23 protein-coding genes, 1 tRNA gene and 1 pseudogene are annotated in these 23877 nt (G+C 60.3%); 16 read left to right on the top strand and 9 right to left on the bottom strand.

Going from position 1 to position 23877, the window contains the following annotated elements:
• Nucleotides 1-5 precede the first annotated feature (5 nt).
• The 3 genes from HMPREF2604_RS06990 (at nt 6) to HMPREF2604_RS07000 (ending at nt 4896) form a co-directional block, all read left to right on the top strand.
• A complete protein-coding gene (locus tag HMPREF2604_RS06990; protein WP_070564290.1) occupies nt 6-1562 on the top strand; it encodes a catalase in 1557 nt (518 codons plus the stop codon).
• A gap of 117 nt (nt 1563-1679) precedes the next feature.
• Nucleotides 1680-3131, top strand: a complete 1452-nt coding sequence (locus HMPREF2604_RS06995) for a hypothetical protein (RefSeq protein WP_070564293.1) — start codon at nt 1680-1682, stop codon at nt 3129-3131.
• A 262-nt stretch (nt 3132-3393) separates the two neighbouring features.
• Entirely contained in the window at nt 3394-4896 is a 1503-nt protein-coding gene (locus HMPREF2604_RS07000; protein WP_070564296.1) for a DUF5129 domain-containing protein, read from the top strand.
• A 154-nt stretch (nt 4897-5050) separates the two neighbouring features.
• Here the strand turns inward: HMPREF2604_RS07000 and HMPREF2604_RS13635 are convergent, their stop codons facing one another.
• The 4 genes from HMPREF2604_RS13635 to HMPREF2604_RS07015 all read right to left on the bottom strand — a co-directional run bounded on the left by HMPREF2604_RS13635 (nt 5051) and on the right by HMPREF2604_RS07015 (nt 8140).
• Nucleotides 5051-5941 carry a DUF3800 domain-containing protein gene (locus tag HMPREF2604_RS13635; RefSeq protein WP_246818389.1) on the bottom strand — a complete coding sequence of 297 codons (891 nt, stop codon included), beginning with the start codon at nt 5939-5941 and terminating at the stop codon, nt 5051-5053.
• A gap of 791 nt (nt 5942-6732) precedes the next feature.
• Nucleotides 6733-6954, bottom strand: a complete 222-nt coding sequence (locus HMPREF2604_RS07005; protein ID WP_005323143.1) for a hypothetical protein — start codon at nt 6952-6954, stop codon at nt 6733-6735.
• Nucleotides 6951-7262, bottom strand: coding sequence for an ArsR/SmtB family transcription factor (locus tag HMPREF2604_RS07010; protein ID WP_005323142.1), 312 nt, complete (start codon nt 7260-7262; stop codon nt 6951-6953). The genes HMPREF2604_RS07005 and HMPREF2604_RS07010 overlap by 4 nt, the downstream gene beginning before the upstream one ends.
• Nucleotides 7263-7471: 209 nt before the next feature.
• Nucleotides 7472-8140, bottom strand: a complete 669-nt coding sequence (locus tag HMPREF2604_RS07015) for a hypothetical protein (RefSeq protein ID WP_070564299.1) — start codon at nt 8138-8140, stop codon at nt 7472-7474.
• Between the two features lie 613 nt (nt 8141-8753).
• Between HMPREF2604_RS07015 and HMPREF2604_RS07020 the strand changes: the two genes are divergently transcribed.
• On the top strand, nt 8754-9749 hold the full coding sequence (locus tag HMPREF2604_RS07020; protein ID WP_049358834.1) for a tyrosine-type recombinase/integrase: 996 nt from the start codon (nt 8754-8756) through the stop codon (nt 9747-9749).
• 269 nt (nt 9750-10018) lie between these two features.
• Here HMPREF2604_RS07020 and HMPREF2604_RS13640 read toward each other — a convergent pair whose 3' ends face one another.
• Nucleotides 10019-10330: a helix-turn-helix domain-containing protein gene (locus tag HMPREF2604_RS13640; protein ID WP_080971166.1), complete on the bottom strand. Its 312-nt coding sequence runs from the start codon at nt 10328-10330 to the stop codon at nt 10019-10021.
• Nucleotides 10331-10399: 69 nt separating this feature from the next.
• On the opposite strand from HMPREF2604_RS13640, the gene HMPREF2604_RS07025 reads away from it, so the two are divergent.
• Both HMPREF2604_RS07025 and HMPREF2604_RS07030 read left to right on the top strand, forming a co-directional pair.
• A complete protein-coding gene (locus HMPREF2604_RS07025) occupies nt 10400-11380 on the top strand; it encodes a hypothetical protein (RefSeq protein ID WP_083299200.1) in 981 nt (326 codons plus the stop codon).
• A complete protein-coding gene (locus tag HMPREF2604_RS07030; RefSeq protein WP_070564304.1) occupies nt 11381-13147 on the top strand; it encodes a hypothetical protein in 1767 nt (588 codons plus the stop codon).
• Between the two features lie 219 nt (nt 13148-13366).
• Here the strand turns inward: HMPREF2604_RS07030 and HMPREF2604_RS07035 are convergent.
• Together HMPREF2604_RS07035 and HMPREF2604_RS07040 are read right to left on the bottom strand one after the other, a co-directional pair.
• A tRNA-Pro gene (locus HMPREF2604_RS07035) sits at nt 13367-13443 on the bottom strand.
• Nucleotides 13444-13524: 81 nt separating this feature from the next.
• Nucleotides 13525-14430 carry a metallophosphoesterase gene (locus HMPREF2604_RS07040; RefSeq protein ID WP_070564307.1) on the bottom strand — a complete coding sequence of 302 codons (906 nt, stop codon included), beginning with the start codon at nt 14428-14430 and terminating at the stop codon, nt 13525-13527.
• 41 nt (nt 14431-14471) lie between these two features.
• Here HMPREF2604_RS07040 and HMPREF2604_RS07045 point away from each other — a divergent pair, with 41 nt between their 5' ends.
• Nucleotides 14472-14936 (top strand): GatB/YqeY domain-containing protein, encoded by a 465-nt coding sequence (locus HMPREF2604_RS07045; protein ID WP_070564310.1) that lies wholly within the window; start codon nt 14472-14474, stop codon nt 14934-14936.
• Nucleotides 14937-14940: 4 nt separating this feature from the next.
• Here HMPREF2604_RS07045 and HMPREF2604_RS07050 read toward each other — a convergent pair whose 3' ends face one another.
• Complete coding sequence (locus HMPREF2604_RS07050; RefSeq protein WP_246818390.1) at nt 14941-17373, bottom strand: transglycosylase domain-containing protein; 2433 nt, start codon at nt 17371-17373, stop codon at nt 14941-14943.
• Between the two features lie 178 nt (nt 17374-17551).
• Here HMPREF2604_RS07050 and HMPREF2604_RS13645 point away from each other — a divergent pair, with 178 nt between their 5' ends.
• The 4 genes from HMPREF2604_RS13645 to HMPREF2604_RS07065 are packed head-to-tail and all read left to right on the top strand — an operon-like array spanning nt 17552 to nt 19351.
• A complete protein-coding gene (locus tag HMPREF2604_RS13645; RefSeq protein WP_180952135.1) occupies nt 17552-17887 on the top strand; it encodes a WhiB family transcriptional regulator in 336 nt (111 codons plus the stop codon).
• A gap of 13 nt (nt 17888-17900) precedes the next feature.
• Entirely contained in the window at nt 17901-18062 is a 162-nt protein-coding gene (locus HMPREF2604_RS13940) for a Sp36 family protein (RefSeq protein WP_154737218.1), read from the top strand.
• Complete coding sequence (locus HMPREF2604_RS07060; RefSeq protein WP_070533774.1) at nt 18062-18520, top strand: RidA family protein; 459 nt, start codon at nt 18062-18064, stop codon at nt 18518-18520. Before HMPREF2604_RS13940 ends, HMPREF2604_RS07060 begins: the two co-directional genes overlap by 1 nt.
• An 18-nt stretch (nt 18521-18538) precedes the next feature.
• Complete coding sequence (locus tag HMPREF2604_RS07065) at nt 18539-19351, top strand: MBL fold metallo-hydrolase (RefSeq protein WP_070524074.1); 813 nt, start codon at nt 18539-18541, stop codon at nt 19349-19351.
• Nucleotides 19352-19450: 99 nt separating this feature from the next.
• Here the strand turns inward: HMPREF2604_RS07065 and glxR are convergent, their stop codons facing one another.
• Complete coding sequence (gene glxR, locus HMPREF2604_RS07070) at nt 19451-20134, bottom strand: CRP-like cAMP-activated global transcriptional regulator GlxR (protein WP_070564319.1); 684 nt, start codon at nt 20132-20134, stop codon at nt 19451-19453.
• A 300-nt stretch (nt 20135-20434) separates the two neighbouring features.
• On the opposite strand from glxR, the gene nth reads away from it, so the two are divergent.
• The 5 genes and pseudogenes from nth to HMPREF2604_RS07095 form a co-directional block, all read left to right on the top strand.
• On the top strand, nt 20435-21094 hold the full coding sequence (gene nth / locus HMPREF2604_RS07075; protein WP_246818391.1) for an endonuclease III: 660 nt from the start codon (nt 20435-20437) through the stop codon (nt 21092-21094).
• Nucleotides 21095-21103: 9 nt separating this feature from the next.
• Nucleotides 21104-21673: a redoxin family protein gene (locus tag HMPREF2604_RS07080; protein ID WP_070564322.1), complete on the top strand. Its 570-nt coding sequence runs from the start codon at nt 21104-21106 to the stop codon at nt 21671-21673.
• Nucleotides 21670-22347: an NUDIX hydrolase gene (locus HMPREF2604_RS07085; protein ID WP_070564325.1), complete on the top strand. Its 678-nt coding sequence runs from the start codon at nt 21670-21672 to the stop codon at nt 22345-22347. The genes HMPREF2604_RS07080 and HMPREF2604_RS07085 overlap by 4 nt, the downstream gene beginning before the upstream one ends.
• Nucleotides 22348-22383: 36 nt before the next feature.
• Nucleotides 22384-23571, top strand: a complete 1188-nt coding sequence (locus HMPREF2604_RS07090; RefSeq protein WP_070564327.1) for a MarP family serine protease — start codon at nt 22384-22386, stop codon at nt 23569-23571.
• A gap of 60 nt (nt 23572-23631) precedes the next feature.
• Nucleotides 23632-23877 (top strand): annotated as a pseudogene (locus HMPREF2604_RS07095) (HNH endonuclease); the annotation flags it as partial.

Below are 23877 nucleotides of genomic sequence, written 5' to 3' on the forward strand. Positions count from 1 at the left end.
ACCCCATGACTAACGCTTCAAACGAGTTCGTTGCAGACAAGGTTCTGGATAAGGGCCAGCGCGCCCCGGGCGGCGAGAACACCACCCGCCCTTCCGGTCAGCCCATTGCAACGGAAAACACCAGCATCACTGCTGGTGAAAACGGCCCGGTCGTGCTCAATGACATCCACCTTATTGAGAAGCTCGCACACTTCAACCGCGAGCGCGTGCCGGAGCGCACCCCGCACGCTAAGGGCCACGGTGCCTTCGGCGAGCTGCACGTTACCGAGGACGTATCCGCTTACACCAAGGCCAAGCTCTTCCAGAAGGGCACCGTGACCCCGATGATGGGCCGCTTCTCCACCGTCGCCGGCGAGCAGGGATCCCCGGATACCTGGCGTGATGTCCACGGCTTCGCGCTGCGTTTCTACACCGAGGACGGCAACTACGACATCGTGGGCAACAACACCCCGGTGTTCTTCCTGCGTGACGGTATTAAGTTCCCGGACTTTATTCACTCCCAGAAGCGTCTGGGCGCTAATGGTTTGCGCGATGCTGACATGCAGTGGGATTTCTGGACCCGTAACCCGGAGACCACCCACCAGGTCACCTACCTCATGGGTGACCGCGGTACCCCGAAGACCACCCGCCACCAGAACGGCTACGGCTCCCACACCTTCCAGTGGGTCAACGAGTCCGGTGACGCCTTCTGGGTGAAGTACCACTTCAAGACCCGCCAGGGCGTGGAGAACTTCACCGACGCCGAGGCGACTGAGATGGCCGGCAAGAACGCGGACTACCACCGCGAAGACCTCTACAACGCCATCGAGGAAGGCAACTTCCCGGTCTGGGACGTCAAGGTTCAGATCATGCCGGTGGCAGTGGCCGAGGAATACCGCTTCAACCCGTTCGACCTCACCAAGACCTGGTCCAAGAAGGACTACCCGCTGGTGGATGTCGGATACTTCGTGCTCAACCGCAACCCGCGTAACTTCTTCGCGCAGATTGAGCAGGTTGCCCTGGATCCGTCCAACATCGTCCCGGGCATTGGCCTGTCCCCGGATAAGATGCTGCAGGCACGCGTCTTCGCGTACGCCGACCAGCAGCGCTACCGCATCGGACCGAACTACAAGCAGCTGCCGGTGAACCAGCCGCTTAACCAGGTCAACACCTACGAGCACGAGGGCTCGATGCAGTACCTGTTCAATGCCCCGGAGGATCCGGTCTACTCGCCGAACCGCCACGCCAAGGGCGGCGGCTACATGGACGGCGATGAGAACCTGCGCTTCAAGGAGCAGGAGACCACCACCGCTCCGGACCTCTACGTGAACCCGGATCCGGCCGGCATCGACTTGGTTCGTGCGCCCTACGTCCGCCACGCCGAGGATAATGACACCGTTCAGGCCACTGACCTGTACGAGAACGTCTACGACGACGGTGCCAAGGAGCGCCTCGCAGACAACATCACCAACGCTATGGCTGGCGTGTCCCCGGAGACCGAGGAGCGCGTCTACGCCTACTGGGATGCTGTCTCCCCGCAGCTGGGTAAGCGCGTGCGCGAGCTCTTCGCGGAGAAGAAGTAATCCTTTAGCGCGAGTGCGCTAACACAGGCCCCGCTAGTGACCGAAGAACACGGTACTGGCGGGGCTTTTCCGCGCGCCTGACCGCTTCTTCCCAGCGTGAACGATAGTTTCTTTTACATGACCTCACGCCTAGCCAGTCCTGCTGACGCCAACCGGAAGGTTGGCACCCGCGCTCTCATTCTCACCCTCGTGCTCATCGTGCCGCTCATTGTCGGTGCGGTCGTCGCCGCCGTGTCCGAGTGGCAGCCGGCCGAAACGTGGTCGCAGGAGCAGGCCGGGGCTCCCAGCGATGGCACCATCGACCCTGCTGAGCTTTACGACGTCTCCCGTGCCCTCTCAGAAGCCAATGCCCAAGCCGGCTTTTTGGCCAATGGCACGAAGCAGCTCGCTGACGGCACAGGGGAGCTCCAGGATGGCGCTGATGAGCTCGGCGGTGGAGTAGACCAGCTGGCTGGCGGCTCGCAAGAGCTTTATGACGGGCTCGTGCAGCTGCAGTCCGGCACCGCCCAGCTGGGCAACGGCGCTACCGAGCTGGCCGACGGCGTCGGCGGGGCCGTGGATCAAGTCGTGGGTCTCGGCGTGGTTCGCGGACAGATCCTGCAGGCGATCGACGGCACCTTGAAGGACCTGGAAGGAAACAACTCGGCGGAGGCGAAGAACATCCGCTCGCAGCTCGGTGATCTGCGCGGCCAGGTGGAGAACTTCCAATTCGACCAGTCCGTTCAGGACCAATTGACGCAATTGAAAGATGGCTCCCGGGAGCTGTCCAACCAGTTGACCGTGAGCGGCTATGCCTACCACGATGGCGTCTACCAAGCCACCGAGGGGGCGAAGCAGCTCAACGCCGGTATCGGTGAGCTCAACGCGAAGGTCGATGAGGCCTTGAAGGGCGTGGACCAGCTCGTTGCCGGTGCGGAGAAGGTCGATGGCATGGCCAAGCAGAACCGGACCAAGGTGCAGGGAGCGCAGCGTGCGATGCCGACCGTCGCCGGGCCTGCCGAGGGTGGCGGCGAGCCCGCCCAGCTGCTGAGCCCCATTGTCGCTATGTTGCTAGCAGCCATCGCTGCTCTTGGCGGCGGTGTTATCGGCGCGCTGTTGACGCGCGTGGAGCGCCGCATCCTCACGCTTCTCGGCGGGGCGGTGCTGATTGGTGTCGTCGTGGGCTTGCTCGTGGCCCTCCTGGCTACTGGCGTGACCGCAGCCGCGGTGGCCTGGGCGGGGCTCGCGGCGGCGGGGGCCGGGGTGGCGTCGGCAAGCATTGCGTACGCGCTTGCGCGCGGCCTTGGCGCGGGCGGCTGGGTCCTGGGCAGCGTGCTCGCCGTGGCGCAGGTTGGCATCGTGGGCTGGGCGTGGAAGGCGGCGTCGACCGGCACCGATCTCAACGCTGCGATGAGCGCGCTCGTGCACCTCTTCCCCATGCAGTGGGCCACCTCCGCCATCACCGTGGCAGGTAATGGCGGGCAGTCCCCACAGTTGTGGACTGCTCTGGCCATTTTGGGGGTAATCACCATTGCGGCCTTCGTGCTCGTGGGGGCACCTGCAGGGCGGGCCGAAAAGGAAAAAGCCTAGCTCACGGCCTTGCGTCCGACACATCGCAGAAGTGCCACGATATGTTACTCGGTTTTCCAGATTTTGCTACCGCTGTGAATGGAAAGAGTGCTAGAGTGAAAGTCGCTCACAAAGCCTACTTAGGGGGTAGGCAAACGGTTTCTCCAATCCGTTGTGAGTGATAGGGAATAGGGGCGACGCGGCTGCTGTAGGGGCACCGCGTCGTTTCCAATTGTGGGGGTAAAGTTGGCGGTACCGACTGCCCAGGGATTGGAGAATCACCGTGACTGACTCTCGCGATATCAAACCTTTTGCCGCCAGCCGCGGCCCCAAAATAACATCGGTCGACGCCATCGTCGGTGCGGCCATGGTGGGCGGTCTGTTGCTTGGGGGAATCGGCGCGGGTGCGAGCTTGGCGGCCTTCGATGAGCCCGAGCGTTCCGACTATGTCATCCAGCCCGCACAGCGTGAGGTGCAGGCTGACATCATGGACCCGGACGATGTGCTCACTCCGGAGGAAGAAGAGCGCATGCTTAGCGATGTCTCCCGGATCGCCGCCCCCGACGTGGTCCAGGGGCTGCACTACATGGTCTTTGCCAAGAACAAAGAAAACGTTAACGACTCCGTGGAGGAGTACCTGCGCGATAATCACCCGGAGCTCATCGGCAAGGATAAGTTTGCTGATGGCCAGGTCTTCGTCGGCGTGGGACTCGACCCGCGCCGGGCCTTCGTCTTTGCGGGTGAGGATGTGGCCGGGCAGATGAAGCTGCGCAAAGATGACAGCCATTTGGAGCAGTCCATCGAAGCCATTAAGCCGGGCGTGCGGGATGACAACATTCCTGCTGGGCTTTTTGCTGGCGCGGCGGCAGCGATCGATGTGGACCGTGCTGCGGATGCCCAGTACGAGAGCGCGAAAGATGGGCGCATTGGAGCGGCCATTGGCCTCGGGGCGGCGGGCCTGGGCGTCGGTGGCGCGGGCGCAGGCATCGTCGGCGGTACTCGTCGCAGCCGGCAGAAGAAGGCGCAGCAGGCGCGCGAGAACTGGGACTATGTCTCGCAGACCTATACCGATGTGGCGCAGCGTCTGAGGGAGATCGATATCCGGGCGCACTCGCTGCAATCGGGTCTGGTGGATGAGCGTTTGCGTGAGGACTGGGAGGGCCTTCGCGATGACTTCCTCGCCATCGATGCCCAGGTGGGATCCCTTATGTCGATTCCGGCCGATGCGCCGGATGAACAGTTCCGCTCGTATGCCGAGCCCATCGCCCACGCGCGCGAGCTGTGTGAGCGCGTGGAAACCGCCGAAGTCAACATTGAAAAGCTGCGCCGCATCGAAGACGCTGATGCCGATGCCCGCCGCTTCGAGCTCTACGAGTTGGGTAAAGACCTGGCCCAGGCAGGCTACTTGGCGGCGGATATCGACTCGGCGCTTGAGCGTCACGCCAAGGAGCTGGAAGGTGCCGCCGTTGCACTCTCCAACGAGCCTAATCACCCGCAGTTCATGGAACGCTACTTGGAGCTCTTGGACCGCACCGCGCTACTCTCTGAGCACCTGCAGGCGCAGCTGCAGAAGCGCAACGAGGCCGACGAGCGCCCAGAGCGCACGCGCATCTATGATTCCAACTTCTTCGCCGGTTCCGGCTACCACGGCTACGTGCCCTTCTACGTTGTGAGCACCTGGGACAGCGATGCCACCACCGCGCGCGATAGCTCCTCCAGCAGCGGCGGCGTCAACAGCGGGTTTAGCTCGGGCTTTTCCGGTTCGGGTGGATCTTCGAGCTTCTAGGGCTGGTTAAAAGCCCTTAACCGTGAAACGCAAGAGAACTCGAAGCTGCCTACTGCTTGGTTCCCGTTGGCAAAACCTCTCACAGGGAATTGGCTTCCTGCAGGAGATTTGTGGCAACCATGCATTTACCTGAGTGTGGCTTTCCTGACCCGTTCTAGTTTTTCCCGGTTTTCCTGACCACATTTAGGAAGTCGATAACTGGCCTCTCGGCATAGATAATCTCTGAATGGTGGAGATCTGAGATGGATCGCCCGCATAGGTGGAGTTTCGATTCATAGGTGAAAGCTCCTCGCGCAGCCGATAACTGACTCGCAAAGGGGATCCATGAATAGCGAGAATCTTCTACTAGTTGATATTCGACAGCTCGTTTTACTAAAGCGCATACCCAATCAGCAAACTGGATATTAGAAGAGAGTTTACTGTCGATGTGCATGGGCGGTTCAATTAATCGCCGCATTTCCTTATGCTCGGTAGCTCGACCCAGAATATGGGCGTACATCACAGGTAAGCGCTGGATTCGGGATTTTTCATTGATTTGATCCATTAGCACGAGCATCGATTGGTCTAACGAATGTGCATGATTCGCCAGCCTATTTAAGGATTCCCTCATTGAGGTTTCTTCTCGCTGGCGAAATTCATTTGGACCACAGTTAGTCTCTTTGGGAGTGCCTATTGGCTTTTCTTCAGCATAGTAGAAAAGGTTTCCATTCAATTGCCTAAGTTTGGAAATCAGACTTCCAAGCAGTCTTAAATTTTGGGGACGTTCATCGTATGCCTTGGCGAACAGTAAATCTGCGCCTTTTCTTTCCCATCGACCAGGATCGACGTTGTCTGGAATATCATTTTGGAAGAATTGCTTCTTTCGTTCCGCGAAGAAGGCGCCAAATTGCCGAGCATTATCTTCGGGAATTACAAAGCCGCCATAACCAAAAGCGGGGCTATCAGAGAACTTCTTGTGTGAAGGATGGACAAAGGCCCCAGGGGAACCAATTTCGTCAAGGTATGCGAGCAGCAAATTGAACTCCGTGACTCCGGAAAATGGCACGAGAGCCGATGCTAAGCATCGGCTCTCGGAGTTGTTGCCCGGGGTATTCTTGCCTCGCGGCTCAACGCCTGGCGTACTTCTGTGAGTATATATGTGTATTTACGCGTCGGCAATTGGTGGCTTTCTACTGATGCGGTACCTTCAATCGCGGAAGAGGGGGATGTGCCCTCGGCATTTGCCCTGAGGAGGTCTAGGCTGACCTAACTGTGACCCGGTGCTCCAACTGCTGCACTGTTCGTCTTGGTCCTGGTGCGGTGCGCTCTCAGTACGAAGAATAAACCTGGTCATGTTTGCAGAGCTAGCCGAACTTACCAATCTCATTGGCTTCGGTCACGATGTTGGTCAGGGAAGAAATCTCGGACGCGGTATGTCCCGGTCGATGGGGTGCAGCGCGTCACGTTGTTTACGCTTCTCCTTAACCCCTCTTTTAGAGGTGAAAACGAAAAAGAACCCGCAGTTTCCTGCGGGTTGAGTCTTTTGCGAAACTACCCACCCACCTGCAACGACCCGAACCACAGCTATGGTTTCCGTCGGTTTCCGTTCCCGGTTCCGTCGGCAGGTGGGCCGGGGCGGTGTCGGAGGTGGGGGCACACCACGTGGTTCGTCCCCAGTCCTAGCCCCTATCCGCGAGAGGGACAGGATAACGCCACGACCGGAGACACACCCCGCCGCCAAAGTCACAAGCAAGTTTATGTTGCTGGAGGTCTACGCGACGTGCTTAGCGCATACGCTGTGACAGCCCATAGCGCGGAGCCAAAACCACCGCGCCCCTTGTTTAAGGAAGAGCCTGATTACTCGGGGATCTCGCTGAGTTGGGCCTCAATCCGATCCAACCGCTCGGTGATGTTGCGTAGATGCTCCACGATGAGTTGGTTGGAACCATCGATCGCCGTCGCCGTTTCGCGTCGTGCGCTGGTGACGGTGCGTACCACCCAGACGGTAAGAGCAACGAAGATCGCGAGTGGTAATGCGGCGGCGAGGATGACAAGAAATACGGTAGCGGTAAGTGTCACGAAGATTCCCTTTTCTGTTCTTGATTAATCAGGTGCCTAATGTGGTCTGGAGTTACTTCAAGCTGAAACGGAGCGACCCAGTAGTGCTTCCTCACTCGGCTCTCTCCGAGCTGTTCCAGGCCACTCTCGATGAGTCCAGCAGCTTCCAAGCGGTTGAGGTGCTGGTAGAGCAGTGGCCGAGACATCCCGAGTCGGCGGGCCAGCTCACTGACATGGGTCGAATCCGTCTCTAGGGAGGCGATAATTCGCAACCGAGGCTCACTTCCAAGAGCACTGAGCATCTGAGCGAGCCGTGCTGCGTCCATCATCCCTCCGTATCGTAATCGAACGATGTCAGGTGTAAGTATATGCTTACAGTCAGCGGTGCGCAAGTTCTGCCGGGTCTGGCGGAGACGCTGCCCGACTTAAGACGTGGCCGGTGTCCCATCACGTCCCCTCTTCACCCTCCCCAAGAAGAAACCCAGCCGCAGCACACACCACAGCTGGGTTCCTTCATGGCTTACAGCGTAGCCAGCAGCTACAGCCGCTCGATGTCTACATCGCCATCGAGAATCCTCGGCTCTACCTCCATGTGGATCCCGCGGTAGGGAAGTAGTGCGCGGATAATGTCGTGGGTGATGTCGATGCCTGGAGATGGTTCGTCCCGCAAAAGGTGGTACAGGCTAGGGCAGTAGTCCACGCCGGGAAACTCGTCCTTTGCTTCGGGAACGCACCCGTCCGGGTCAAAAGTCGTGCAGCGAATGATCAGGTCGTCGTGGACACTATTGGGCCGATTGATGGTGAGTCCTGGTGTGGTGGCAGACATGTCTGCAACCGTGGCCTCGTTTACAGACCGGGTAAGCGGGATTAGGCCGCGGGCGGACTCACCGCCTTGGATGCGGGTGAGTCCCGCACGGTTTCCGTAAGTGTCGGCCAGGGTGACAAACGTGACGCGCACCGGGGCAGTGGCCACCGACATGGAGTTAAACGCGGTGAGGACGTTGATTTCGCGCTCGGTGATAAGCCCCTGCGGGCCTGTGAAGCTAATGACGTGGTTGTAGAGCGCGGCGGTGGACATGGACAAGATGGTGTCGGCCACCTGTTTTCCCTGTTTCAGGGTTTCGGTGACTTGGGCGAGGTCGTCTACCTCAAGCTCGGCGGTGAAGTACTGGCAGTACAGTGGTGTGCTCATGTCGAGTGTGGACATGGTTCGTCCCTTTCCTTTGAGGGTGTGAGCAGTGGAAATGTCAAGTGTCGGGCACGGTAACAGGTAGAAATTTGCGGATACGCAAACTGTCCGCGCGGTGGGTTGCCGATGTGCGAGGTTTGGCAACAAGCCGCGTGAGTTAAGACAAAATTGCGGATACGCAATCGCGCTCGACGGTGGTCACGCTAGTCGGTGCGGGGTGTGGTTGAGGCTCCGCGCAGGTCGCGCACGTATCGGTTAGCCACAACCGGGGGCAGCGGATCTACATGTTGTGGTGGGCATAGCTGTGGGCCACAAAGCGGGGCCTTGAAGGACTTGGTGGGTAGGATTAAGGCCGTGTCCGAGGCTCGCGCGGGGGTACTAAATATGGCATGTCCCTTTTTTGATCTCCACAACATGATGTGGTGGTTCGTCTGGTAGATGTTTGCGGAACCGCAAACATGCAGGCCATATAAGAAATTCCTGCGAAGTTGGCGGTGTGAGGCCACCTGCTTGCCAGATTGCAGATCGGCAAACAAGACTATGTGTAGCGGAGTGCACTGCGTGGCCTAGCTACGTAGCATCCACTACACCGCCCCATTCCACTGCGATCGTGCCGACGAAGGAAAGGCCCATGTCCAGTAACTACACCACCGCCGACTATGAGGCGATCATCGCCAACTACACACCACACGCCGTGCGCTCTGAGCCGTGGAGCCACGTTGCCGACTTCACCCGCGAGTGCGTGCGCGCACTTAACATCACCCCGGATAACACCAGCCGCGACGCACTGCGCAACACGCTCAACTGTGTGTCCAAGCTCGCCGCCTGGGTCTGGGTGAGCTACGGCGTGGTGACTGTCGAGACCGTCTTCCACCCCGACATCATCGGAAACTACTTCCTTGCCGGAGATGGTGCAAAGCTCAGCCCGTCCACCGCAGGAACCCAGCGCTCGCTGCTGTGTCGTGTGGCGGAGGTGATCAACGACGACTGGAACCCTGACTACCAGCACCCGATTAGCTACGAGCCAACCCTTGAACCCTACGACTCTTATGCCTGTGACAGGATGTGGGATTGGGCCGAGTCGCAACCCACAGCTGCCCGCCGCCGCAACTTCACTACGGTGCTAGCACTCACGCTTGGTGCGGGCTTGCGCGCAGGAGAAATCTGCACGCTGCGCGGCAAAGACGTGCGTGTTGACGGCGACGGGGTGCTGCTGTTTCCGCACGGCTACCGCGGGGCTGGCCCGCGCGAGGTGCCACTGCTCAAGTCTCATATCGAGGTACTTCAGCCGGTCATTATGGCTACCGGCCCGGAGGACTACCTGTTCAGGCCAGGCCGCGACAACGAGAACGTCAGCCAGCTCTCGGCGTATCTCCGCCGGGTAACACCTAGTACATCGCCGGATATGGTGCCGGATACCCGCAGGCTGCGCAATACGTGGATTATCGACCGCATTGCAGCCGGAGTTCCCGCTGATGTGCTGTGTGCTGCGGCAGGACTGAAGTCCTTGCACCAGTTTGAGGACTACGTGGTCGAGGCCGGAGCTAACCGCCGCCATGCCTACCGGATTCTTTTGGCCGGAGGATCGACTCATGGCACCCCAGGTGGAGGCCTGTACGTGCTGTAGCTCGGCTCACGGAGACTTCCTGAGCTATCCCTAGCGATTGCGGATACGCAAAGTTGGATTGCGGATACGCAAAACTCGCCTCATGGCGCACAGACCGCACCAGGGACGAACCACCCTGTGACCTGCGGGTTTACTCATGGTCTGAGGTAAGAAGGCACCGCCACCTATTTCGTGGTGTAGGTGTGCTCACCTCGTGAGCCATGAGCGACACCCATGTAACTCACACCCGCCTTACCAGTGTCGGAAACATGCAGTTTCCAACCCTCGGGTCACTGACTGCCGTATCGGTTGCTGCGATGGCGCGGCCACAAGGGCTTGCCTGTGGTGACCTCGATATTGGCAATGACACGTCCCGTCGGGATCATCTCGCCGCGGATGATTCGGGTGATGGTGGAGGTGGGGATACCGCAGGCCTCGGCCAAGTCTTTGGCACTGGGGTAGCTCCCGTCCAGGGTGAGTTTCTGGACGTTGCGGGCAAAGTCCTGCAATTTCCGCATGACCGGATCGTGGGCCTCGATATGGGCATTAGGCCAGTTGGCGTAACGCCTGACCGGAGCCTCGGCGGGAAGGTCGGAAGCCACGAGACCACTTCCTTTGAACAAGAAGAAAAAGACGAACCACCTAAGTCTAAATACAATGAGGTCTACGCTGTGATCGACACACTGACGACACGCGGATTACTGCCACCTACAACTCCTACCGTTGAGCGCAACCGCAAGCGCGTGCTCGCCACGTACTTTTGCTACATGCGCGACCGCTGGTACGACGACATCTCCGTGGACGGCTGTATCTACCTGCTGCGCGATGGCGGAAAGATCCGCACCTACTTACAAGCCCGTACAGCGGATTTATCCAAATCCAGCCTCAATGCCACCCGCCGCATCCTCAACCGCTGCGCAAGCCATGTCATTGGCCAAGAAGGCGCGCTGGAGTGGGCAGAAGAATTACCGGAGGTCTTTTACCCGGCAGCTACGGCTCCGCGCCGCGCCTACAACGCCAGCGAACTTATCCGAATCGACGACTGGGTTCACTCCCGCCCCCGCCGCGAGTCGCGGCGCGTGGCCTGCATCATCGTGTCACTGGCTTTAGGTGCTGGCATGTCCACCGAGGAAATCTATCACTGCCGTTATGGCGACTTCACCGACTTTGGCACAGTGCTGGCGGTTCATGCACGCGGTGGTCGTGGGCTAAAGCCGCGTACCGTTCCGCTGACTGCACCTTTCGACGACCTCATGCGCCAAGTGCTGCATGGCGTGGGCGACGACCGTAGAGACGAACCACTGGTAAAACCCAACTCGGCGCGCCGCCGCAACGATGCCACAGGCCCACACCTGATTGCTGACTTCATCCACAAGACCAGCCAGAACCCATCGAGTACCGGCCTTGCCCCGACACTGCCCAGGCTGCGCTATACCTGGATCGCTACTCATGCCGCCGAGCGCGTGGACTTTAACCATCTGGTCTATGCCACCGGAAGCATCCAGCCCTTCCAGGACACGTTTCACCACATGATCGTTGAATCTGGCGCGCTCACCGAGACCGAATACCGTGAGTGGATCAGCGGCAACAGGGACGAACCAGACTACCCGCCGCTTCGAGTCGTCGAACCGAGAGCAGGAGGCGAAGTCTAGGTGGCCCACTTCAACACCACACCCACCCCGCTGCTTCGCCTGGATGGAGCCAGCGTTTCCTGGGCATTGACCATCATCGACCGCACCGACATCTGCCACCATCTTGACACCTGGAGGCGAGTAGACGGCTACGACCCCGCCAAAGGAGGCAGGCCTAAATCCGTTAACGACCGCACCATCCTTGCGCTCTACCTGATTCTGGCGCGTTCTGGTCAACCCATGCATTTGACCACCATGACGACGCTCCTGGCCTCGCCTGATACGACAGACAAGGCTTTAGAACTCCTTAACCTGCCCAGCCGCGATAAGGCACGACGGGTAGGTGACTTTTACGCAACCCAGCACAGCAACTGGTACTACCGCCTGTGGCGTGCGCTGCACAGCTTCCTTGATGTCGTTGACCCATTCGACAACATCCCGCACCGCGCCAGGCTTACCCGTGCTGAATTCAACCGGCTGATGGACGAACAAGACCCTGAGCGCCGCGAGGAAAAATGGCAGCGCGCCACCTACGTGTTCAATGAGCTAGTTATGGCAAGTACCGAGGACATGCCCGAAGAATACCGAGCCAACTGGCAGGGAGACCTCACCCTAGACGGAACACTTATTCCAGGCGTGCGCCGTGGCAACAACCGATGGACGAACCGACCGGACGATCTCATGTCCTCCGAGCCGGAGGCAGGCTGGTACTCCCGTGACGAGCGACAAGAAACACATGGCGAATCAAACCGAAAGCGAAACGCCAAGCATGTGTGGGGTTGGGAGGCCACACTTGTTGCCGGAGTCATCCGCGACCAAGGCTCATATGCACAGCCACACCTGATTATGGGCATGGCCTTCGACCGGCCCAGCCACAACCCTGCGATCCGTGGGTTGGAAGCCATGCGGCATTTAACGGATGATCCTGAGACACCTAAGGGCACAGTGGTGGGCGATCGTGCTTACTTCGCGGTGGCTAAGACCAAAGACTTCCATGAACCACTGCGCAAACTCGGCTATACCCTGGTGGGAGACTACAGAACCAATCAGCTGGGAAAGCGCGGATCCTATGAAACCATGGGGTTAGTTGAAGGCCACTGGTATTGTCCTGCCATGCCGAAACCTCTGGTGGAAGCCACCGAAGACTTCTATGCCGGACGTATTGATGAGGCCACCTACAACCAGCGGATCAACGAGCGCCGCGCCTTTGCCATGCGGAGAAAAGGCAAGAAGCTCTCCGGTGAGAGCCAGATGTTTATGTGTCCGGGACGAGGTAAAGGAAAGACACTGGCATGTCCCTTGGTGGAAAAGAGTCAGCGCCAGGACGCGAGAGACAGAGGACTACCCTCCATCTCCGGGCCAAATCTATCTACCGCGCGCAAGGCAAAAGGAAAGTGCTGTACCAATAAGGTCTCGGTAACCATCCCGAATAAGGAGGGAATGCGCTACCGCCAAACTGGCCCTGCTTTTAAGACACCGGAATGGAAGAAGGTGTATGGCACGTGGCGCAATGTGATTGAAACCCGCAACGACTATGTAAAGAACAATCGTGGTGGTGCTGCTATTGGTGACCATGCGAGAAGACCTGTACGCGGTTTTGCTGCGGCCTTCTTCTATACAGCTCTTGGTGTGGTCGCGGCCAATGTATCTATGATTCGGCGTTTTCTTGGCCGGGTGGATCGGGATGAAAAGACTCCGCCTCCTGACTCTGGTAAACCTGTACCGCCGCGCGATCCGGCGCGCGAGAAGGCAAGCCCGAACGCGCCGCCTGCGCGCGAGGCCGCTTAAGACCAACTGAATACTTTTATCCATCTAGCTCGGAAAACCGATATGGGGTTCCGGGCTAGAAGTCGTTTTAGAGGGGACGAACCATGTTGTGTTCCTTATTAGTCAACGACTGGAACAGAGCGAAAACGACTAAACCCACCGCGGTGAAGCGGTGGGTTTAGCTATGCGGAGCAGTTTCGCAAATGATTTAAGCTAGATTCGCAAAACCGTCGGGTTTAATGGTCGGGATAACAGGATTTGAACCTGCGACCTCTTCGTCCCGAACGAAGCGCGCTACCAAGCTGCGCCATATCCCGGTGTCTCGCTCTAAGCGGTACCGGAATACTGTAACTCACCCCGGTCTGAAAGGACAAAACGGCAGCGTGGAGGGGGTATCCCTAGGCGGTCTTCTCAGTGATACGCAGTAGCGTGGCCGACGGGCGGCAGAAGACTCGGAAGGGAACGAACTTCGAGGTGCCCAACCCGTTGGAGACATGCATGTACATCTCTCCGAACCGGTGCAGGCCCTGGGCGCGGACGCGGTCGATGCCGCAGTTGGTCACGATGGAGCGCGAACCCGCCACCTTGAAAGGAAGACAGAGCTGGCCGCCGTGCGTGTGTCCCGACAAGGACAGCTGGTAGCCGTCAGCGGCGAACTTCTCCAAGACACGGGGTTCCGGGGAATGCAGGAGCGCCAAGGAAAGGTCGGCATCCTCGTTCGGGGCGCCGGCGATTTCCGAGTAGTCATCCAGATCATGGTGTGGGTCGTCCACACCGGCGGCAGCCAGGCGAACATCGCCCACCTTGAATTCCACGCGAGCCTGGTTGGCATCGTGCCAGCCGTGCTCAAGGAAAGCCGCGCGCATGCCCTTCCACGGCAGGTTCACATAAGAGGGCTCGTTCTTCTTCCCAATCAGGTAGTTGAAGGGATTCGGGATGCGCGGCGCCCAGTAATCATTGGTGCCAAAGCAGAACATCCCCGGGCGGCTCAGCAGCGGGCCAAGCGCGCGGAGGACCTCGGGGACGCCGCGCTCGTCGGAAAGATTGTCACCGGTGTTGATCACCAGGTGCGGGTCGAGGGCGTCGAGGCCTGAGACCCACTCGATTTTGGCGCGTTGGCCCGGAATCATGTGGAGGTCGGACACGTGCAGGATACGGAACTCGGACTCCTCGCGCAGCGTGCCGGGCTCCAGCAGCGGCAGGGTGTACTCCTTGAGCTCGAACTTGGTGAGCTCTGAGTGCGCCCATGCGGCGGTGCCCAGGCCGGCGGCGGCGAGTCCGCCAAGGACAGGGAAAATCTTCACCCTCACCACACTACCTGGCCGGCTGGCGTAGATTGAAGGGCATGAGTGAGTTGAAAGAAACTATCCGCGCTGACCTTAAGACCTCGATGAAGGCCAAGGACAAGGCCCGTACGAGCGCCATCCGTTCTCTACTGTCTGCCATCCAGGCGGAGGAAACTTCCGGTTCTCGCCACGAGATCACCGATGAGGACATCCTCAAGGTCATCGCCCGTGAGATTAAAAAGCGCCGCGAGTCCGCAGAGGTTTACGCGGAGAATGGCCGCCCGGAGTTGGCGGAGGCGGAGCTTGTCGACGTCCCCTTCTTCGAGGCCTACCAGCCGGAGCAGCTTGACGACGACTCCCTGAACGCCCTCGTTAAAGAATCCATCGCCGAGGTTGAGAAGGACTCCGGTGAGCCGGCGACCATCAAACAGATGGGTAACGTCATGAAGGTGGCCACCGCCAAGGCTGCCGGACGTGCGGACGGCAAGCGCCTGTCCACTGCGGTGAAGGCCGCCCTCAACTAACGCGCTAGAGCCCGAAGAAGCTCCGCACATCATTCGTGAAGCGGTCAACGTCTTCTTGAGTGAATAGTGGGTCGGACTGGCCGCCTCCCGGCTCGCCGCCGCTCGGTGCGGACGGGGAGCCCGAGTTGGAGTCCCAGGCTACTGGGCTCGTGCTCGCAGAATCGGAGGAGTCGCTCGCGGAGCCGTCGGAAAGCTGGAGCGTGACCTCCGCGCCCTTCTTCGCGCCGGATGGACCGGTGATGACGCGAACTACCTTGCCGTAGCCCACGCCGGGCGCGGGGACCTCGGTGGTCCTGACCTTGTATCCGGCTTTCTCCAGCGCGGAACGGGCTTGGCTTTCGGACTTGCCCTTCACGCCGTCGATAAGCGGCGAAACCTTGCCGGAGTCGTAGGCCCGGTCGTAATCGGGCACCGTGCCTTTCTGTGCTTCGGGGACGCGCGCGGCCATGGTGTAGAAGGTTGCCGCCGGCTCCTTGCCGCCGAAGAGGTTGCCGCTGGGGCACTGGCGTACCGGGCCGGTGCACAGCGGGCTTGTGGTGGTCCCGTCGTTGTAGATGTACGGTGCGGCAGCGACTGCCGAGTTGAATCCAAGGAAAGCCGAGGACTGGTTGGACTCGGTGGTACCGGTCTTGGCGGCGGCCTGGCCGCTGAAGCCGGCAGCGCGTGCCGAGTCGGAGGCGGTTCCCTTTTCGGTATCGGCGGTCATGTTGTTTTCCAGCGCCTTTGCCACTTCCTTGTCCACTGCGCGTTCGCACGGCGTGTGTTTGAGGTAGACCTCGTTGCCGTGGGAGTCCGTGACTTCCTCGATGGGGTTGGGCTCGCACCACATGCCTTGCGACGCCACCGTCGCGCCCACGTTAGACAGCTCCAGTGCATTCACTGCTGTCGGGCCGAGCGTGAAGGAGCCGAGGTTGGAGTCTTTAATGTGGTCGGCGATGGAGGACTCGCCGTCGTAGCTGCCGGGTTCTTCATAAGAACGCAGGCCGAGCTTGACGGCGATGTCGACCAGGCGCTCGACGCCAAGTTGCTCGGTGAGTTGGATGAAGGGGGTGTTGGGGGAGTAGGCCAGCGTGTCCTGCATGGTCATCGTGGAGGCGTAGCTGCCGGAGTTTTCCACGCAGTACTTGTTGGGCGGGCAGTTAGCTGCGCCGCCGTATCCCAGGCCTTCCGCTTCGTAGCGATTGGGCACGGCCAGCTTGTCCTTGATGCCGTAGCCCGCCTCCAGGGCGGCCGCGGCGGTAAAGAGTTTGAACACGGAGCCTGCGCCGTTGCCCACCAAAGAATTGGGCTGGGGCAGAAGGGTTTCATTGTTGTTCAGGTCGAGCCCATAGGTGCGCGACGACACCATGGCTAGGACCTTGCGGGAATCGGTGCCCGGCTTGATAACGTTCATGACCTCCGCCACGCCCGCCGCATCCGGGGCGGTGTTGCTTCGCACTGCGTTGAGCGCTTGGTCTTGGACGTCGGGGTCAAGCGTGGTCTTAACGGTCAGACCGCCACGCGCAAGGTGCTCGCGGTCGATGCCTTTTTCGTTGAGGTATTCCAGCACATAGTCGCAGAAGAAGCCGCGATCGCCCGCGCCGATGCAGCCGTTAGCCAGGGTTGCAGGGCTGTCCAACACGCCGAGTGGCTGCTGGGAAAAGGCGTCGGCGTCCTCCTGGGAAAGGGAGCCGTTATCAACCATGGCTTGGAGTACCACGTTGCGGCGCTCAGTTACGCCTTCTTCGTTGGTATAGGGGTTGAGGTATTCCGAGGATTGCACCATGCCGGCGAGCATCGCAGCCTGCGGCACGGTGAGGTGCGCGGCATCGGTTCCGAAGTAGGTGCGGCTAGCGGCCTCAACGCCGAAGGAGTGGTTTCCAAAGGGGACGAGGTTGAGATAGTTGGTGAGGATCTCATCCTTGGAGAGCCGGGCATCGATGTCCGTAGCCATGCGCATTTCGCGCAGCTTACGGGCCACGGATTGTTCGGTCGCGGCCTGACGTTCTTCGTCGGTAGTCGCGTTGACCAAAAGGAGGTAGTTCTTTACGTACTGTTGGTCAAGCGTGGATGCGCCCTGGGAGACACCGCCCGCAACCAGGTTGGTCCACAACGCACGGACATTGCCCTGCAAGTCGACGCCCTCGTGCTCATAGAAACGGCGGTCCTCGATAGCCACCACTGCCTTCTTCATGGCGTCCGAGATCTCATCCGGTTTCACTGGATGGCGGCGCTGCTCATAGATATACGCAAGGGGGTTGCCCTTGGCATCCAAGATGGTGCTCACGCCGGGGGTATCACCGTTGGTGAGATCCTGGACGTCTGATTGCATCGTCTCATTGGTCCTGGCCACGGCGACACCGCTGACGCCAGCGACGGGGGCGATGGCCAGCGCGATGAGGATGCCGACCAGTGCTGTGGACAGGACGAGCTTTCCCAGGGATTTGATCACAGTCACCCTCCACACACTAGTGGTTTAGGAGGATATCCGGGAGACCCCCCTAAAGTGTGACCTGTTAGACAGGTATACCGGTCTGTGAATAGACTTACCAAGGGTACATAATATTCCGTCGGGTAGAGGGTTATTCATGATCTTTGAGCTCGACGGGGGTGAGCTTGGAAGGAGTTACCTAGCCATGGCAGTCAGTGTCAAAGGTGCAGGACGGTCCGCAATGGTAAAGAATGCCTCGTTAACCACAGAGCGTGGTGAGTGGGTTACCCAAGCTAAGTGCCGCAACGGTGATCCCGATGCACTCTTTGTACGAGGAGCTGAGCAGCGTAAAGCTGCAGTAATCTGTCGCCATTGCCCGGTGCTCAATGAGTGCCGCGCGGATGCGCTTGATAATCGCGTGGAGTTCGGCGTGTGGGGCGGCCTCACGGAGCGTCAGCGCCGTGCCCTTCTGCGCAAGAACCCGCACATCACGAGCTGGGCCCATTACCTCGCTGAGGGTGGCGAACTCATCGGTATTTAGTAGCATTGAGCCCATGACTAAATGGGAATATGCCACTGCGCCGGTTCTTACGCACGCGACGAAACAAATCCTCGATTCCTGGGGTGAGGACGGCTGGGAGCTCGTCACCATCACCCCGGGTATGAACCCGGAGAATGTTGTCGCCTATTTCAAGCGTCCTGTGGAGGAGTCCTAATGGGTGCGCTTGCCCGCCTCGAAGAGCTCGGCGTCGAGCTGCCTTCTGTCGCTGTCCCCCTCGCGTCCTATATCCCAGCTACCCGCGTGGGAAACCAGGTGTGGACCTCTGGCCAGCTGCCCGTCGTGGGCGGTGAATTGTCGGCTTCCGGCAAGGTCGGCGCAGAGGTGAGCCTCGACAAGGCACAGGAATTGGCGCGCACGGCGGCGCTAAACGCTTTGGCTGCAATCGATGGTCTCGTAGGCCTTGATCACGTAACCCGCGTGGTGAAGGTGGTTGGATTCGTGGCTTCGGACCCCTCCTTTACTGAGCAAGCTGCGGTCATCAATGGTGCTTCCGACTTCTTGGGTGAGGTCTTCGGAGATGCCGGAATCCACGCGCGTTCTGCGGTGGGGGTAACGGTCCTACCGAAAGATTCCCCCGTTGAGATCGAAGTCATCGTAGAAATCGCTGAGTAATCGGATAGGGTTAGAACCATGGAGCATCCTGCATATAGCCAACTGCGTCCCGTGAGCCAGTCCGTCGGTGTCGTGCTGTGCGATAATCCCAGTTACACCGCTTTGGAGGGCACCAATACGTGGATCATCCGCGCCGGAGAAGATTCCCGCGCCATTGTGGTTGATCCGGGCCCGGAGGATGAAGGTCATCTCAACGTCGTGACCGCGAAGGCGGGCGAGGTTGCGCTGATCCTTCTTACCCACCGCCACGATGATCACGCATCAGGCGCCCAGCGCCTGCGTCAGCTCACCGGCGCTCCCATCCGCTCTTTCGATCCGAATTACTGCAATGGAGGCGACGCGCTTGTCGACGGAGAAGTGATCACCGTCGACGGCATCACCCCGCAGCTTGAGGTCGTTCACACCCCGGGGCACACCGCAGATTCCACCTGCTTCTTTGTGTGGTCCGCGGAAGCGAAGAACTCCACCCTGGAGGGCATCCTGACCGGTGACACCATCGCAGGCCGCCACACCGTGCTGCTGTCTGAGACGGATGGCGACTTGGCTGATTACCTGAAGACCCTGGATCTTCTGGAAGAACGCGGCAAGGACGTGGCGCTCTTCCCGGGCCACGGCCCGGACTTGGAGGACACCTCCGCGGTTGCCCGCAAGTACATTGACCGCCGCCACCACCGCCTGGACCAGATCAAGGAGGTCCGTGGGCGCTTGGGTGAGGACGTCGACGTCAAGACTCTCGTTGATGAGATGTATGACGATGTCGATCCGGTCCTGCGTCACGCAGCTGAGCAGTCGACGCGCACCGCGCTGAAGTACCTCGCGGCTCAGAACTAAAGCACTACATAGGAAAATCCCCCGAGAAATTCTCGGGGGATTTTGCGTTAGGACAAGCCTTAGGCCGAGGGCCGCACAGGCGGGCTCGGCCTTTAAGACCTAGCGTGCGCGGCGGGCCAAGTGCTCGGTATCGACGATGAGCACCGACTTGCCCTCCAAGCGGATCCAGCCGCGGTGAGCGAAGGTGGCCAGCGCCTTGTTCACGGTCTCGCGGGAAGCGCCGACGAGCTGGGCGATCTCTTCCTGGGTGAGGTCGTGGTTCACGCGCAGCGCGCCGCCCTCTTGCATACCGAAGCGGTTAGCTAGCTGCAGCAGGGTCTTGGCTACGCGGCCCGGCACGTCGGTGAAGATGAGGTCCGCCAGGTTGGCGTTCGTGCGGCGCAGACGGCGGGCCAGCACGCGAAGAAGCTGCTGAGCAATCGCCGGATGATCGGCCACCCACTGCTTGAGCATCTCCGAGTTCATCGTGGCGGCGGTGACCTCGGTGACACACACTGCGGAAGAGGTGCGCGGGCCCGGATCGAAGATGGAGAGCTCGCCGAACATATCGGACGGACCCATCACGGTCAGCAAGTTCTCGCGGCCATCCGGGGCGTGGCGGGCGAGCTTAATCTTGCCCGAGGTAATGATGTAGAGGCGGTCTCCCGGCTCACCTTCCTCGAAAATGGTGGTGCCGCGCGGGAAACGGACGGTTTCCATCTGCTCAATGAGGTTCTGCACTGCTACCGGATCGACACCCTGGAAAATACCAGCGCGGGAGAGAATGTCCTGTACGCCTTCCACTGTTACTCCTTAAAGCCTGCGTAGCGAGGAAAACACGGTGACGCAAGCTGGTTTGGTTTATTTTGACGCACCTAGTCTCCAGTGCGCCACGAGGCACTGCACAATATCATACAGTGTAATTAGTCACTATTTCCACCAGCGTGAAAAATAATCACACGCTTTAAATAATCTATTTAGTTTTCAAAGGCCGTCGCCTCAAGTTTCTCCATGAGGATGGCAAACAGTGCGAGGCACAGCGGCACAAAGATGACGAGCGAAATCATGCTTCCCATTCTAACCGCCGTCACTAAAATCTTTTTTATGTCCCCTGACCTTCCCGTGAATCACGACGATGATGCCGAGGCCGCTCGCATCGTTCATATTCGTACTGCCTTGGCGGATGAATATCCCGACGCCGATTGCGAGCTAGATTTCACCACGCCGCTCGAGCTACTTATTGCTACGGTGCTCTCCGCGCAGTGCACGGACGCCCGCGTCAACCAGGTCACCCCGGAGCTTTTTGCCCAGTATCCTTCCGCGCCGGACTATGCGGCCGCGGACCGCGCTGACCTCGAACGCATCCTTCGCCCGCTCGGATTTCAACGCACGAAGGCCGGCCACCTGTTGGGCATCGGAGAAAAACTCGTTGCGGACTTCGATGGGCAGGTACCCCGCGGCATCGATGAACTCACCTCGCTGCCTGGCGTAGGCCGCAAGACCGCGCTAGTGGTGCGCGGTAATGCTTTTGGCCTGCCGGGGATCACGGTGGATACGCATGTCACGCGCCTGAGCCAGCGGCTTGGGTTGACCAAAGCGAAGACCCCGAGGGCGATTGAGAGGGACGTCGCCAAGCGCGTGCCCGAAGCAGAGCACACCGTGTTTTCCCACCGCCTCATTCTCCATGGACGCCGTGTCTGTACCGCCCGGAAGCCGCAGTGCGCGGCCTGCGCCCTCGCCCCATGGTGCCCGTCACGAGGTTAAGGTGGAGCAATGAGCCAATACTCTCGATGGCCCGGATACGTGAAGGCGAGCATCGTTGCCATTGCCGCGTTGGCGGCGCTCGCGTTCGTCGGCGTGGTCAACCTCCTCGAGAACGATGAGCCCGAGGTCGCCGTCCCCGAGGCACAGGAACAAGAGGTGGCCAAGCGCCCCAAATGCCCCGAGGGACCGCTTGCCGGCGTGGATCTTCCTTGTCTCGGTGCGGCCAGCACCGCTGCGGCCAAGAACGTCCAAATCGTCACTGTGTGGGCGTGGTGGTGCGAACCGTGCCGCACAGAGCTGCCCTTCTTCGAAGACCTTGCGCGAGCGCACCCGACGTGGAATGTCGTCGGCGTGCATGCGGACGCGAACGCCGCCAACGGGGCCGCTCTTCTCAGCGACCTGCAGGTGGATATCCCCAGCTACCAAGACGATGACGGCACCTTCGCAGGTGAGCTCGGGTTGCCGGGCGTTATCCCCATCACCCTGGTGGTGCGCGATGGCACGGTGGAGGAGAAGTTTGTGAAGCCGTTCGACTCCGCAAAAGATTTGGAGGAGGCCGTCGAGGAGATACTCAAGTGAGCCGCCTCTTTCCCACTCATGCTCCCGAGTGGCTGCGCCCGGCGCTCGGGGTTGATACAGACAAGGTCCAAGAACGCCTCATTCGGCATGTCCCGGCCGCCAAGCGTCGGCGTGAATCGGCAGTGTTGGTGCTGCTGAAGGGGACGAGTTTTGAGGATGGTGAGGTGCTGCTCACGCACCGCTCGCCGTCGCTGCGCTCGCACTCCGGCCAGATTGCCTTTCCCGGCGGGCGTAGGGAGGAGGGGGACGCCTCGCTTGTGGACGTCGCCCTGCGCGAGGCCGAGGAAGAAACCGGCCTCGACCGCTCCACGGTCACACCTCTTGAGCAGTGGGGCAAGCTGGACATCCGGGCTACCGGCAACACCGTGAGCCCGGTCCTGGCGTATTGGCATGAACCGGGCACCGTGTGGCCGGCGAGCCCGGCGGAGACCGACGATGTCTTCACCGTCCCGCTGCGGGAGCTGGCGGATCCGGCCAACCGCATGATGGTGGGCTGGAGCCGCTGGAAGGGGCCGGCCTTCCGGGCGCGGGGATACGTGGTATGGGGTTTTACCGCGGGAGTGCTCTCCGGGCTGATGGACCACGCGGGCTGGAGCGTGGAATGGGATAAGAATATGGTTCATGATCTGCGTGACTCACTCAATCGCTCTTTGAATAATGAGAAGATAGGCTAGTTTCTGCCCTTTAGCCCTTAAGAAAGTAATTCCTCTGTGTCCCTAGCTGTTGACATCCTGATCGTTATTGCCGTGCTCCTTGCCGTGCGTGTGGGCTGGCGGCAGGGCGCTTTAGCGGCGGTCCTCGCAGCGGTGGGAATCATTGCGGGGTTGGTTTTAGGAACCGTGGTTGCCCCGCTGGTGATGGGGCTGACGGACCAGGCGGCCGTGCGCTTTTTGCTGGCTGTCGGCGTGCTGATTTTGTTGGTGGGGCTGGGGCAGCTGGTGGGGACGTCGCTTGGCATGGCGCTGCGGGACCGCATGCGAACCCGCTCGGGGCAGCGCGTGGATTCGTCGATTGGCGCGGTCTTCCAAGCCGCGGCGGCCATCGTGGTGATTTGGCTAGTGTCCTTGCCCTTGGCCTCCAACCTGGGCGGCCAGCCGGGGCAGGCGCTGCGTGAATCGCGTGTGCTGAGCTCGCTGAATGCGGTGGCGCCATCGCGCCTGGCGGCGCTGCCGAATGGCTTGGCTGCGCTCCTCAACGAGTCCGGGTTGCCGCCGTTGGTATCGCCCTGGCAGCGATCTGGCGCCGATGTCGAGGTGGATGCGCCGGCGGTAAACATTGGGGATCCCAAACTCACAGAACGCGTGCGGCCTTCCGTCATTCACGTGCTGGGTGATGCCGAGGCATGCTCGCGCCGCCTCATGGGCTCGGGCTTTGTGACGGAGCCGGACTACGTCATCACGAACGCCCACGTGGTGGCGGGCACGGATAAGGTTCGCCTCGATACGGTCCTTGGCCTCAAGGAAGCGGACGTGGTGTATTACAACTCGGACGTAGACATTGCTGTGCTGCATAGCCCGGGCCTGGGATTGGATCCTTTGCCGTGGGCGGAACAAGCGGCTGCTACCGGGGACGATGCCATCGTCTTGGGCTTCCCGCAGTCGGGGCCGTTCACGGCGGAGCCGGCGCGCGTGCGCGACCGTCTCACCATCGCTGGTCCGGATATCTACTCCACGGGCCGCGTGGAGCGCGATGCCTACACGGTGCGCGGTAGCATCCGGCAGGGCAATTCCGGCGGTCCGATGATCAACCCGGAGGGTCAGGTGCTCGGCGTTGTGTTTGGTGCTTCCGTGGAGGATTCCGATACGGGCTATGCGCTTACCGCGGACGAGGTGCGCGGCCACGTGGGTGACGTCACGCAGCTTGTCGACGCCACCCCAACCGGCTCCTGCGTAGGCTAAGACCAGGTAGTTTCTTCTTCCGGTTGCGGGGCCTACGGTGCTGTTTTAGTCTCTGTGCTCATGGGGGATATCGAAACCTACATCCGCCTCCGCAATTCGGGGATTGCGCTGGTGGAAAACATTCCTGGCTCACCTGATGAGCTCCGCGCGCTCGGAGCCTCTGCTTCCGATGCCGCCGAACTTGCAAACCTTAACCAGGTGTATTTCGGCCCCACCCGCTTTAGCGGTAAACAACGCAAAGCCCGCCACGCAGCCCTCACCCAACGCCACAGCCTGGGCACCCTCACACTGATTGAAACCTACACC

This window comes from Corynebacterium sp. HMSC055A01, assembly GCF_001809405.1.
Taxonomy (GTDB): domain Bacteria; phylum Actinomycetota; class Actinomycetes; order Mycobacteriales; family Mycobacteriaceae; genus Corynebacterium; species Corynebacterium hesseae.